The following is a 12,568-nucleotide window of genomic DNA, read 5'->3' on the forward strand; positions in this document are numbered from 1 at the left end:
TCACAGTCCAGACGCTGAATGCGCCATCATCACTCAATCAGTAGCGGCGTCCATGCGCACCGCGCCACGACGGTTTTGACCGAACGCCACCACACAGTTGCGCCCCGCACCTTTGGCACTGTAGAGCGCCTCGTCAGCGGACTTGAGCACTTTCTCGGGGGTGCGCTGCTCCAGTCGTTCGGCCACGCCAATGCTGACGGTGACCGACACACTTGAGGCGCCCGAGCCTGCGCGACGTTGACGACCTTGCTGGTCGTCCTGAGGACGGCTGTCCTGATTGCGCAGTTGAATGTTGTAGGTGGCGATGGACTCGCGGATGACTTCCAGGTGCGGCATGCACTCTTCGAGAGTCTTGCCTGCGAACACCAGGGCGAATTCCTCACCGCCGTAGCGATACGCCCTACCGCCACCACCGATTTTCGACAGCTTGCTGGCGACCAATCGCAGTACCTGATCGCCGACATCGTGGCCGTGGGTGTCATTGAATTTCTTGAAGTGATCGACGTCGCTCATCGCCAGCACATAATTGCGCCCCAATCGCTGCATCCGCTCGTTCAAGGCGCGACGGCCCGGCAGGCCGGTAAGCTCGTCGCGGAAGGCCATTTGATAGGCCTCGTGGGCGACCGCTGCGGCAATCATCAACATCACCTGACTGCACATGATGTTCAGGGTAAACGGCAAGATGAAAGTTTTCGGCAACATCCAGAACAACCCGAGCAGGCCCACCAATTGGGCCGCATGCAAGGGTCTCGGGTTGCGCCAGTATTGCCAGGCCAGTAACGCAAACGAGGCGATGAACACGGGATAAGACAGCTGGATCAGACTCATCCAGGCGCCATGCAACGCTGGCCAACGGATCTCCGACAGCCACATCAACAGCGCCTGTGGGTAACTTTGTTCCAGTCCCAACGCTACGCTACCGAACGCCAGCAACACGGCGAAGCGCGCCACCATGTCCTGGAACAGGTGGGTGCGCTCCTGCCATGCGGCGAACACACCAAATAGCAGCGGCAGCAACAGGCAGCACAGATGGAAGACTACCGCGGCGTCTTCACGAACCTTGCCGTTGTCGCGGTAATAGTCAGTCTGGGTATCGAGCAGGAAGTAGGCGATGTACACCGTGACCATCAGAAACAGCTCACGCTGACGTCGGTAAACCGCGCAGTAAGCACCGCCGAGCAACAACACCAGGGTTGGCAGTACGTTGAACAGCGAGGTGAAAAACACGTTCAGATCCTTCACGTACGCAGCCGCCAGTCCCGCGAGCAAAAGCAGTAATGACGGCAGGAAATGGCTGAAACGTACAGCGGAAGAACGCGGCAAGGGGAAAGCTCCGACCCGGCAAATAAAGATGGCATTGTGCCTTCTCTTCGGGCGACATGTCATATCGCCACCCTCTTTAACGGCAGCAAAGACTTTCTTCTTAGCGTTTTAGTCAGGAAATATTTACCCGTAGATATCGCGCACAAAAAAGCCGCTGCTCCCGAGGAAGCAGCGGCTTTATGAAGCGACAGCGTGGGGCTTAGTAACCCAGCGCGAAGTCCTCTTCTTTCATGTCCATCAGGTTGTTGGCGCCCGACAGCATGGTCACAACGTGAGTGCGGGTACGCGGCAGGATGCGCTGGAAGTAGAAGCGCGCAGTCTGCAGCTTGGCGGTGTAGAACGCCGTTTCGGTGGTGCCGGCAGCCAGTTTTTCGGCAGCCAGGCGCGCCATGTCAGCCCAGAAGTAAGCCAGGCAGGCGTAACCGGAGTACATCAGGTAATCCACCGACGCCGCGCCGACTTCTTCGCGATCCTTCATGGCCGCCATGCCGACCTTCATGGTCAACTCGCCCCACTCTTTGTTCAGGGCAGCCAATGGCTCGACGAACTCTTTGACTGCGTCGTTGCCTTCGTTGGTCTGGCAGAACTTGTGGACGATCTTGGTGAAGCTTTTCAGAGCCTCGCCTTGAGTCATCAGCACTTTACGGCCCAGCAGATCGAGTGCCTGGATACCGGTGGTGCCTTCGTACAGCATCGAAATACGGCTGTCGCGAACGTTCTGCTCCATGCCCCACTCGGCGATGAAACCGTGGCCGCCGTAGATTTGCACGCCGTGGTTGGCGGATTCGAAGCCGACTTCAGTCATGAAGGCTTTGGCGATCGGCGTCATGAACGCCAGCAATGCGTCGGCCTTCTTCTTCTCTTCTTCGTCCACACCGTACTTGACGATGTCGACTTGCTTGGCGGTGAAGTAAACCATCGCACGGTTGCCTTCGGCGAACGCCTTCATGGTCAACAGCATGCGACGTACGTCAGGGTGAACGATGATCGGGTCAGCGGCTTTTTCCGGCGCTTTCGGGCCAGTCAGGGAGCGCATTTGCAGACGATCACGAGCGTATTTCAGACCGCCCTGGAAGCCGATCTCGGCGTGAGCCAGGCCTTGCAGCGCGGTACCCAGACGTGCGGTGTTCATGAAGGTGAACATGCAGTTCAGGCCTTTGTTCGCCGGGCCGATCAGGTAACCGGTGGCCGCGTCGAAGTTCATCACGCAGGTGGCGTTACCGTGGATACCCATCTTGTGTTCCAGGGAACCACAGGTCACAGCATTGCGTGCGCCGACCGTACCGTCTTCGTTCGGCATGAACTTGGGAACGATGAACAGCGAAATGCCTTTGGTGCCAGCCGGCGCATCCGGCAGACGTGCCAGCACGATGTGGACGATGTTGTCGGCCATGTCGTGTTCACCGGCCGAGATGAAGATTTTGGTGCCAGAGACTTTGTAGGAACCGTCGGCCTGAGGTTCAGCCTTGGTACGCAGCATGCCCAGGTCGGTGCCGCAATGCGGTTCGGTCAGGCACATGGTGCCGGTCCATTCGCCGGAAACCAGCTTGGTCAGGTAAGCCTCTTGTTGCTCAGGCGTGCCGTGCTCGGAAATGGTGTTCATCGCACCATGGGACAGGCCTGGGTACATGCCCCACGACCAGTTGGCTTCGCCAACCATTTCGCTGACGGCCAGACCCAGAGATTCCGGCAGGCCTTGGCCGCCGTGCTCTACGTCGTGGGCCAGGCTTGGCCAGCCGCCTTCGACGAATTGTTTGTAGGCTTCTTTGAAACCAGTCGGGGTTTTAACGCCGGACTCGCTCCAGGTGCAGCCTTCGGTGTCACCCACGCGGTTCAGCGGAGCCAGTACCTGCTCACAAAACTTGGCGCCTTCTTCGAGAATGGCATCAACCATGTCCGGAGTTGCGTCTGCGCAAGCTGGAAGGCTCTGATAGTGCGCTTCGTAGCCGAGCAGTTCGTCACGAACGAAGCGAATATCACGCAAGGGGGCCTTGTAGTCAGGCATAGCGATAAACCTCTGCTGATGTAACCGGGAATGAACGACCGCGTTGATTTGTTGTGGCGGTCAAACAGTTGTTTGAAACATACGTTTACGCCTAAATCTTGTCAAGCGCCGATCTTTTGCCGTTCGTCATCATCCGAGGCAAATGACCGATCCACAGCCACGCAACACCTCCGTCGCCTGAGCAAACGCTGTGCAGAAAAGATTAGTTGAGCGAGAAGGACTTACGCAGAAAAACGCCGCGAATATTCGCGGCGTTGGGGGTACGGATTCAGCGAGGATTCAAGCGTAGGTATCAATCAGCGTACCGAGCATTTCGTCGGATGCCTTGGCGACTTTGACACCCAGTTCAACCTGAAATTTGCCTTGGGACATCTCGACCATATTACTGGCCAGGTCCGACTGCTGACTGCGATCCACTGAACGCAGACGATCAACCTGAGCGTCGGAAGACTGGCTGGTCACCGAACGCTCGATCGTCGTGTTGGCGATCTGGCCAGAGGCCTGATCCACACGGTTCTGCCCTGTCTGAATAGTGCTCAGACCGGGATAAAAAGCGGTATTTCCTGAGATTTCCATGGCAGAACTCGTCCTACAAAGGATCAACAGCGGCCATTGAACCAGACCCACTGCCAAAAGGCCCGACAAAAACCCTAATAGCACAGTGCCTTGTCATAGTTAAAACCCCGTGTCAGAAAACTCAGTCCAGCAGATCCAGTTGCAGATGCTCCGCCACCGCTTCAGCCGTCACCAACTTGAGTTTCGGCACACGCCCCAGGCACGGCGCCGGGATCCGCTCAGCGAGTGTCGCGAGGTTTTCTTCCAGACGCGAAGTCTTCGGATCGATGATATTGGCCACCCACCCCGCCAACTGCAAACCGTCCTGAGCGATCGCCTCAGCCGTCAGCAGCGCATGGTTGATGCAACCCAGGCGCACGCCCACCACCAGGATCACCGGCAGACCCAGCGCCATCGCCAGGTCCGACAGGTTGTCCTGATCCGCCAAAGGCACTCGCCAGCCGCCAGCACCTTCGATCAAGGTGAAGTCCGCCTGCATATCGAGGATCTCCCGCATCGGCGTCAACAGTGATTGCACCGTCAATGCCACGCCGGCCTCCCGCGCTGCCAGATGCGGCGCGATCGGCGGTTCGAACGCCATAGGGTTGACCTGAGCATAAGTCAAAGGCACTGAGCACTCCGCCAGCAACGCCAACGCATCGGCGTTGCGCAAGCCCTTGGGCGTCACATCGCATCCTGAGGCGACCGGTTTGCCCGCCGCCGTGCTCAAACCGGCCGAGCGCGCGGCATACAGCAAAGCGGCGGCAATGGTGGTCTTGCCGACATCGGTATCAGTACCGGTGATGAAATAGGCTGCGCTCATAAGGGTTTCTCCAACACGGCGTAGACCACTTGATAAGTCGCCGGCAATCCTTCGGCCTGACGAAACCGCTCATAAGCCTCGATCAAACCGAGGATCCGCGCCCTGCCGGTCAAACCACCCGGCCGACCGGGGTTCAAGTTGTGGGCACCCAGCGCCTTCAATTCATGGGTCAGGCTGCGCACATCCGGGTAATGCAACACGTGCGGTCGAACTTGCAGACTCGCGACGCTCAACCCACTGTCCGCGCAAAGCTGTTGATAAACCCCGAACTCGCGGAAGCGGTTGACGTGCACCATGCCATCCACCTGTCGCCAGCTGTCACGCAGCTCGAACAGTGTGCCTACGCACAGACTAGCAAACGCGAAAATTCCACCTGGTTTCAGCACCCGATTAGCTTCACTGAGCACCGAAGCGAAGTCCGCGCACCACTGCACCGCCAGGCTGGAGAAGATCAGATCGCAGGTCGAATCCTGCAATGGCAACCGCTCGGCATCGCCGGCGATGAAATGCGTTGCGCCACCTAACGGCCGGGCGTGATTGAGCATGCCTTCGGCGATGTCCATTGCCAGGCCGTGACTTGCAGGAAATCGCTCGCCCAATGCACGACTGAAATGCCCGGTGCCGCAGCCCAGGTCGAGCCAGACACCCGGCACGAAGTCCTCCGGCAAACGACTCGACAATTCACCGCCAACGTCGCGCTGCAATTCGGCCACGCTGTCGTAGCTTGCCGCGGCACGGGAAAAAGATGCCGCGACCTGGCGTTTGTCGGGCAAACCGCCGGGCAGGTTGGGAAGGGATAAATCAGTCATCACCGCACTCATGCAAAAAGGCCTGGATTGCCCCCGCCACACCGTGAGGGTCTTCCAGAAGAAACGCGTGACTGGCCTGCTCGATCAGACCAATTTCAACATCCGGCAGCAATGTCAGCAGGTCGCTCGCCGCTTCGGCTGGAACCAGTCCGTCAAGGCCGGCGAACAAGTGCAGTTGCGGGCCGCGGAACGCCTGCAAAGCCTGGCGGGTATCCAGTTGTGCGAGCAACTCCAGGCCACTCATCAGCACCTCTGCCGAAGTGTGTGGGGCGCCACCGAGCAGCAGCCGAGACAACCCGCGCGGGTCTTCGGCCCCCTGAGCGCAGAGCAGCGAGAAACGCTTCAATGTCATGCGCGGATCAGCCTTGCAGCCGGCCAGAAACGCATCGAAGGTTTCAGCCGGCATCGCACTCGGCCATTGTTCATGAGCGACAAAAGAAGGATTGCTCGCCAGGGTCAACAAGCCGCAGCAGCGATCGCCGCGCCGGGCTGCCAACTCTGAAGCGAGCATGCCGCCCAGCGACCAGCCGCCGAGCCAGGCGTCCTGAGGCACCGTCGAATCCAGCTCATCGAGCCACTCTTCAAGATCGCTCGATTGCAGTTCCGGCAACGGCTCGATTTCGACCCGCAAGTGTTCATCCAGTCCTTGCAACGCTGCCGCCAAGGGCTCCAGGGGAGAAATGCCGAGCCCCCAGCCGGGCAGCAGAATCAGACGATCACGCATGGCTTGGCTCCGGTCCCAGTTGTTGAAAACAATCGGCCAGTCCATTTAACAATAGCTGTACCTGCGCCTCGCTGTGGGCGGCGGTCAGGGTTACCCGCAGTCGGGCGCTGCCGGCGGGCACGGTCGGGGGACGGATCGCAGTGACCATCAGACCGCGTTCGCGCAGCATCTGCGACAGTCGAACCGCACGCCCGGCATCGCCGATCATGATCGGCTGGATCGGCGTGAAGCTGTCCATCAACTCCAGGCCGATCTGCTCGGCCCCGTGGCGGAATTGGCGGATCAACGTTTTCAGATGTTCCCGTCGCCAGTGCTCGGTACGCAGCAATTCAAGGCTTTTCAGCGTCGCGCAGGCCAGCGCCGGCGGCTGGCTGGTGGTGTAAATGTAGGGACGGGCGAACTGGATCAGGCTCTCGATCAGCTCTTCGCTGCCCGCGACAAAAGCCCCGGCGGTGCCGAATGCCTTGCCGAGGGTGCCGACAAGCACCGGCACATCCTCCTGGCTCAAACCGAAATGCTCGACAATCCCGCCACCATTGGCACCCAGCGGACCAAAGCCGTGAGCGTCATCAACCATCAACCATGCACCTTTGGCCTTGGCTTCCCGCGCCAGCGCCGGCAGGTCGGCGATGTCGCCGTCCATGCTGAACACGCCGTCGGTGACCACCAGGGTATTGCCGGTCGCCTTCTCGAGACGCTTGGCCAGACTCACCGCGTCGTTGTGCAAATAGCGATTGAAGCGCGCTCCCGACAACAGACCCGCATCCAGCAAGGACGCGTGATTGAGCCGGTCTTCCAGCACCGTATCGCCCTGCCCGACCAGCGCGGTGACCGCGCCAAGGTTGGCCATGTAACCGGTGGTGAACAACAGCGCGCGCGGGCGACCGGTGAAATCGGCGAGGGCTTCTTCCAGTGCGTGATGCGGACTGCTGTGGCCGATCACCAGATGCGACGCCCCGCCGCCAACGCCCCAACGGGTCGCACCGGCGCGCCAGGCTTCGATCACTTGCGGGTGATTGGCCAGGCCCAGGTAGTCGTTGTTACAGAACGCCAGCAACGGCTGACCATCGACCACCACTTCCGGGCCTTGGGGGCTTTCGAGCAATGGGCGTTGGCGGTAGAGATTTTCGGCACGACGGGCAGCAAGGCGCGCGCTGAGATCGAAAGACATGCAGGCCTCGACTATCAAATGACACATGTCCCCTGTGGGAGCGGGCTTGCCCGCGATGGCGTCGGTCCAGTCGACATCAATGTTGAATGTCAGTCCGTCATCGCGGGCAAGCCCGCTCCCACAGGGTTTTGCATTCCTTCAGAAAGATCCGTGGAGGCTTCAGACGGCAGCGTTATAGAACTGCGAGCTGCTCTTCTGCTCAACCAGCGCTTGTTCGATCGCCGCCTGATGGACTTCGTCAGCGTGCTCTTCGCGCGCTTCCGGCAGGATGCCCAGGCGCGAGAACAGTTGCATGTCCTTGTCGGCCTGTGGGTTGGCGGTGGTCAGCAGTTTTTCGCCGTAGAAAATCGAGTTGGCGCCGGCGAAGAACGCCAGGGCCTGCATCTGCTCGTTCATCGCTTCGCGGCCGGCGGACAGGCGCACGTGGGATTGCGGCATCAGGATACGGGCGACAGCCAGCATGCGGATGAAGTCGAACGGGTCGATATCGTCAGCATTTTCCAGCGGCGTACCGGCGACTTTCACCAGCATGTTGATCGGCACCGATTCCGGGTGTTCCGGCAGGTTGGCCAGCTGGATCAGCAGATTGGCGCGATCATCAAGCGACTCGCCCATGCCGAGGATGCCGCCGGAGCAGATCTTCATCCCGGATTCACGCACGTAGGCCAGCGTTTGCAGGCGCTCGCTGTAAGTGCGGGTGGTGATGATGCTGCCGTAGAATTCCGGCGAGGTATCGAGGTTGTGGTTGTAGTAATCGAGGCCGGCGTCTGCCAGGGCGACTGTCTGGTCCTGATCGAGACGACCGAGGGTCATGCAGGTTTCCAGGCCCATGGCTTTCACGCCTTTGACCATTTCCAGCACGTAAGGCATGTCTTTGGCCGACGGATGTTTCCACGCCGCGCCCATGCAGAAACGGGTCGAACCGATGGCCTTGGCGCGAGCGGCCTCTTCGAGGACCTTCTGCACTTCCATCAGCTTTTCTTTTTCCAGGCCGGTGTTGTAGTGACCGGACTGCGGACAATATTTGCAATCTTCCGGGCAGGCACCGGTCTTGATCGACAGCAGCGTCGACACCTGGACCCGATTGGCGTCGAAATGCGCGCGATGCACCGTCTGCGCCTGGAACAACAGGTCATTGAATGGCTGAACGAAGAGTGCTTTGACTTCGGCCAAAGACCAGTCATGACGCAGGGTGGCAGTGGTGCTGGCGCTCATGGGCGTTTCCTTTGTTTTATGCTTGGCAAGCGGCTGGGGGAATGGAATACCCACAGACGCGACACGGATGTTCGGCATATTTAAGGAAGACTCATGCGCTGTCAACCACGATACGAGGGACCGGTTTACATCTGGTTAAAAAACAACCAGACCTGTTTGCTTTGCGCAGAACCCGCCGATGAATGCACACCCCTCTGCATGGCCTGTGAAACAGAGCTGCCCTGGCTTGGCGATCAATGCCAAACCTGCGCCCTGCCGTTACCTGCCGCTGGTCTGACCTGCGGCCAATGCCTGAAACACCCACCAGCTTTTGAACGGGTCGCCACGCCCTGGACTTACAGCTTTCCGGTGGACACGTTGATCACACGCTTCAAACACGCTGCGAAGTGGCCGTTTGGTCGCCTGCTCGCCGAACTTCTCGCTCAGTTCCTGCAACATCGCTTTGATGAAGACCTGAATCGACCCGATGTACTCATCCCGGTTCCGCTCGCCGCCAAACGCCTGCGTAAACGGGGTTTCAACCAGGCCGCGATGCTCGCCCGCTGGCTCAGTACCAGCCTCGACATTCCGTGCGATGAAACGTTGTTGCTGAGGATTCAGGACACCAGCGCTCAACAGGACCTGAATGCCGAGGCCCGCAAAAAGAACCTGCGCAACGCCTTCGCCCTGACGCCCGATGCGTGTATCAAGGGTCGTCATCTAGCGTTAGTGGACGATGTGTTGACCACCGGCGCCACGGCCCAAGCCCTGGCTCGCCTGCTGATGGACGCTGGCGCCGCCCGGGTTGACGTCTATTGTCTGGCCCGCACACCCAAACCCGGCGATGCGCCCTGATTCAGTGGCATTCAAGGTAGGAACGAGCCTGCTCGCGATGACGGTCGATCCGTCACATCTATGGTGAAGTTGATGACCTCATCGCGAGCAGGCTCACTCCTACAAGGATATGACCCGACTTGACTCCCGGGCTCCCAGCCGCCAACGTCCTTTCCATCGCCCCAGCCCAAAGCGCCCTGCCATGTCCTTGCCTACGTTGTTGTCGCAGCACATTGTCCGTCGCCCGCAACGCATCGCGTTGCTGCAACACATCGCCGAACAGGGCTCGATCACCCGCGCCGCGAAAAGCGCGGGGCTGAGTTACAAAGCGGCCTGGGACGCCATCGACGAGCTGAACAACCTCGCGCAAAAGCCGTTGGTGGAGCGCAGTGTCGGCGGCAAGGGCGGCGGTGGCGCCAAACTCTCCAGCGAAGGCGAGCGCGTATTGCGCCTGTATCAAAAGCTGCAAGCCTTGCAGGCTCAGGTGCTGGAAGCCGCCGAGGATGCCAGCGATCTCGACCTGCTCGGCCGACTGATGCTCAGAACCAGCGCGCGCAATCAACTGCATGGCAAGGTAGCGGCGATTGATAACCAAGGGCACAACGACCGTATTCGTCTTGAATTGGCCGAAGGCTTGAGCATTGATGCGCAGATCACTCACGACAGCACCCTGCGCCTGGAGCTGGAAACCGGCACCGAAGTGGTTGCACTGATCAAGGCCGGTTGGCTGGAGTTGCTGGGCATCGATCAAGTGGCAACACCCGGCAACAACTGCCTGAAAGGCATCATCGAAGTAATTCTCGACGCCGAGGACGGCCCCAGCGAAGTGCGCATCGGCTTGTCCAATGGCCAGACACTCTGCGCACTGGCCGAACCGCTGCACTTGAGAACCCTCGATCTGGCCGCCGATAAACCGGTGCGGGTGCAGTTCGCGCCATCCAACGTTTTGCTCGGTACACCGCTTTGAAACACAAGTGTCATTAACGCTCATTAAGGTGACTGCAAAAACCAGCAGGGAGCCTGATGTGAGCCTATTAGAAGACAACCAATCCACCGACCTCGAGAACATGGTCGGCCTTAGCCGTCGAGGCTTCATCAGCGCCGGCGCCCTTTGCGGTGCAGCGATGTTCCTGGGCGGCAACCTGCTGAGCCGCAGCGTGCTGGCCGCCAGCGTCAGCGCCGGTTCCAGCAAACTGTTGGGTTTTGCCAGTATTCCCGCCGCCACCAGCGACGCCATCACCCTGCCGCCAGGTTACAAATCTTCGGTATTGATCAGTTGGGGCCAACCCCTGCAGAAGAACGGTCCGGCATTCGACCCAAGCGGCAACGGCACGGCCGAGCATCAGGAAGTCCAGTTCGGCGACAACAACGACGGCATGAGCCTGTTCGAATTTCCCGACGACAACAACCGGGCGCTGATGGCGATCAACAACGAATACACCAACTATCGCTACCTCTATCCACACGGCGGCATGCCGCAGTCGGCTGCTGACGTGCGCAAGGCTCTGGCCTGTGAAGGCGTGTCGGTGATCGAAGTGCAGAGCAAGAACGGCCAGTGGCATTTCGTCCAGGGTTCGCGCTACAACCGGCGCATTCACGGCAACGCGCCGATCAACCTGAGCGGTCCGGCCGCCGGCCACGCGCTGCTGAAAACCAGCGCTGATCCGCACGGCAAAAACGTCCTTGGCACCTTCCAGAACTGCGCCAACGGCAAGACGCCGTGGGGCACGTATCTGACCTGCGAAGAAAACTTCACCGACTGCTTCGGCAGCAGCAATGCCGAACAGAAGTTCGACGCCGCGCAAAAACGCTACGGCGCAGTAGCGGCCAGTAAAGAGATCAACTGGCATCAACACGACGAGCGTTTCGACCTGGCGAAAAACCCCAACGAACTCAACCGTCACGGCTGGGTTGTGGAAATCGACCCGTTCGATCCGCAATCGACGCCAGTCAAACGCACCGCGCTGGGCCGCTTCAAACATGAAAACGCCGCCCTGGCCGAAACCAGTGACGGTCACGCCGTGGTGTACATGGGCGACGATGAGCGCGGCGAGTTCATTTACAAATTTGTCAGCCGCGACAAGGTCAACCACAAAAACCCCAAGGCCAACCGCGACCTGCTGGACCACGGCACCTTGTACGTGGCGCGCTTCGACGCGGGCGACGGCAATGCCGATCACCCGAAAGGCCAGGGCGAATGGATCGAACTGACCCACGGCAAAAACGGCATCGACGCCAGCAGCGGTTTCGCCGATCAGGCCGAGGTGTTGATTCACGCCCGCCTCGCCGCCAGCGTGGTCAAAGCTACACGCATGGACCGCCCGGAATGGATCGTCGTCAGCCCCAAGGATGGCCAGGTCTATTGCACGCTGACCAACAACGCCAAGCGTGGCGAGGACGGGCAACCGGTGAACGGGCCAAACCCGCGCGAGAAAAACGTCTACGGGCAGATTTTGCGCTGGCGCACTGACCGTGACGATCACGGCTCGAAAAGCTTTGCCTGGGATCTGTTTGTGGTCGCCGGCAACCCGGGCGTTCACGCCGGCACGCCGAAGGGCGGTTCATCGAACATCACACCGCAGAACATGTTCAACAGCCCGGACGGCTTGGGTTTCGACAAGGCTGGGCGGTTATGGATTCTGACCGATGGCGATTCGAGCAACGCCGGCGACTTCGCGGGCATGGGCAATAACCAGATGCTCTGCGCTGACCCGGTCACCGGGGAGATCCGCCGCTTCATGGTCGGGCCAGTGGGCTGCGAGGTGACGGGGATCAGCTTTTCGCCGGATCAGAAGACCTTGTTTGTCGGGATTCAGCATCCGGGGGAAAACGGTGGGTCGACGTTCCCTGAGCATTTGCCGAACGGCAAACCGCGGTCTTCGGTGATGGCGATTTCACGGGAAGATGGCGGCATCGTCGGCGCCTGATAAAAGTCCCACCCTGGTGATCGTTCCCATGCTCCGCGTGGGAATGCAGCCCGGGACGCTCTGCCTCCCAGAAACGGACGCGGAGCGTCCGGTGAGGCATTCCCACGCAGAGCGTGGGAACGATCCCATGGGAACGATCCCCCTAAAGAAGCCCCGTCTGCGCTACCATGCTTGGCCGGACGCGGCAGCCTGCTGCGCGCAGG

General features: G+C 60.0%; 11 protein-coding genes. 3 read left to right on the top strand and 8 right to left on the bottom strand.

What is annotated here, in order from left to right:
* Positions 1-33: 33 nt before the first annotated feature.
* The 8 genes from BLW70_RS02605 to bioB form a co-directional block, all read right to left on the bottom strand.
* Positions 34-1,323: a GGDEF domain-containing protein gene (locus BLW70_RS02605; RefSeq protein ID WP_074871439.1), complete on the bottom strand. Its 1,290-nt coding sequence runs from the start codon at positions 1,321-1,323 to the stop codon at positions 34-36.
* Positions 1,324-1,522: 199 nt separating this feature from the next.
* Positions 1,523-3,328 (bottom strand): phenylacyl-CoA dehydrogenase, encoded by a 1,806-nt coding sequence (locus BLW70_RS02610; RefSeq protein ID WP_074871442.1) that lies wholly within the window; start codon positions 3,326-3,328, stop codon positions 1,523-1,525.
* Positions 3,329-3,607: 279 nt separating this feature from the next.
* The gene (locus BLW70_RS02615) at positions 3,608-3,904 is read right to left on the bottom strand and encodes a pyrroloquinoline quinone biosynthesis protein PqqE (RefSeq protein WP_074871445.1); all 297 of its coding nucleotides are present in this window, start codon (positions 3,902-3,904) and stop codon (positions 3,608-3,610) included.
* Between the two features lie 121 nt (positions 3,905-4,025).
* Entirely contained in the window at positions 4,026-4,706 is a 681-nt protein-coding gene (bioD, locus tag BLW70_RS02620) for a dethiobiotin synthase (protein ID WP_074871447.1), read from the bottom strand.
* On the bottom strand, positions 4,703-5,515 hold the full coding sequence (gene bioC, locus BLW70_RS02625; RefSeq protein ID WP_074871449.1) for a malonyl-ACP O-methyltransferase BioC: 813 nt from the start codon (positions 5,513-5,515) through the stop codon (positions 4,703-4,705). The genes bioD and bioC overlap by 4 nt, the downstream gene beginning before the upstream one ends.
* The gene (locus BLW70_RS02630; protein ID WP_074871451.1) at positions 5,508-6,239 is read right to left on the bottom strand and encodes an alpha/beta fold hydrolase; all 732 of its coding nucleotides are present in this window, start codon (positions 6,237-6,239) and stop codon (positions 5,508-5,510) included. Before BLW70_RS02630 ends, bioC begins: the two co-directional genes overlap by 8 nt.
* Positions 6,232-7,410, bottom strand: a complete 1,179-nt coding sequence (bioF, locus tag BLW70_RS02635; protein ID WP_074871453.1) for an 8-amino-7-oxononanoate synthase — start codon at positions 7,408-7,410, stop codon at positions 6,232-6,234. Before bioF ends, BLW70_RS02630 begins: the two co-directional genes overlap by 8 nt.
* 159 nt (positions 7,411-7,569) lie before the next feature.
* Positions 7,570-8,625 carry a biotin synthase BioB gene (gene bioB, locus BLW70_RS02640; protein WP_074871455.1) on the bottom strand — a complete coding sequence of 352 codons (1,056 nt, stop codon included), beginning with the start codon at positions 8,623-8,625 and terminating at the stop codon, positions 7,570-7,572.
* Positions 8,626-8,718: 93 nt separating this feature from the next.
* Between bioB and BLW70_RS02645 the strand changes: the two genes are divergently transcribed.
* The 3 genes from BLW70_RS02645 to BLW70_RS02655 all read left to right on the top strand — a co-directional run bounded on the left by BLW70_RS02645 (position 8,719) and on the right by BLW70_RS02655 (position 12,365).
* Positions 8,719-9,459 carry a ComF family protein gene (locus tag BLW70_RS02645; RefSeq protein ID WP_074871456.1) on the top strand — a complete coding sequence of 247 codons (741 nt, stop codon included), beginning with the start codon at positions 8,719-8,721 and terminating at the stop codon, positions 9,457-9,459.
* Between the two features lie 181 nt (positions 9,460-9,640).
* Positions 9,641-10,405 (top strand): TOBE domain-containing protein, encoded by a 765-nt coding sequence (locus BLW70_RS02650; protein WP_074871458.1) that lies wholly within the window; start codon positions 9,641-9,643, stop codon positions 10,403-10,405.
* 58 nt (positions 10,406-10,463) lie between these two features.
* Positions 10,464-12,365, top strand: a complete 1,902-nt coding sequence (locus BLW70_RS02655; protein WP_074871459.1) for a PhoX family protein — start codon at positions 10,464-10,466, stop codon at positions 12,363-12,365.
* The last annotated feature ends 203 nt before the right edge of the window (positions 12,366-12,568 follow it).

The sequence above is a fragment of the Pseudomonas frederiksbergensis genome (assembly GCF_900105495.1).
Lineage (GTDB): Bacteria > Pseudomonadota > Gammaproteobacteria > Pseudomonadales > Pseudomonadaceae > Aquipseudomonas > Aquipseudomonas frederiksbergensis.

Coding starts and splice junctions, on each gene's coding strand:
- bioD (WP_074871447.1), bottom strand. CDS start 4,706: ATGAGCGCAGCCTATTTCATCACCGGTACTGATACCGATGTCGGCAAG.
- BLW70_RS02650 (WP_074871458.1), top strand. CDS start 9,641: ATGTCCTTGCCTACGTTGTTGTCGCAGCACATTGTCCGTCGCCCGCAA.
- BLW70_RS02615 (WP_074871445.1), bottom strand. CDS start 3,904: ATGGAAATCTCAGGAAATACCGCTTTTTATCCCGGTCTGAGCACTATT.
- BLW70_RS02645 (WP_074871456.1), top strand. CDS start 8,719: ATGCGCTGTCAACCACGATACGAGGGACCGGTTTACATCTGGTTAAAA.
- bioF (WP_074871453.1), bottom strand. CDS start 7,410: ATGTCTTTCGATCTCAGCGCGCGCCTTGCTGCCCGTCGTGCCGAAAAT.
- bioB (WP_074871455.1), bottom strand. CDS start 8,625: ATGAGCGCCAGCACCACTGCCACCCTGCGTCATGACTGGTCTTTGGCC.
- BLW70_RS02610 (WP_074871442.1), bottom strand. CDS start 3,328: ATGCCTGACTACAAGGCCCCCTTGCGTGATATTCGCTTCGTTCGTGAC.
- bioC (WP_074871449.1), bottom strand. CDS start 5,515: ATGACTGATTTATCCCTTCCCAACCTGCCCGGCGGTTTGCCCGACAAA.
- BLW70_RS02630 (WP_074871451.1), bottom strand. CDS start 6,239: ATGCGTGATCGTCTGATTCTGCTGCCCGGCTGGGGGCTCGGCATTTCT.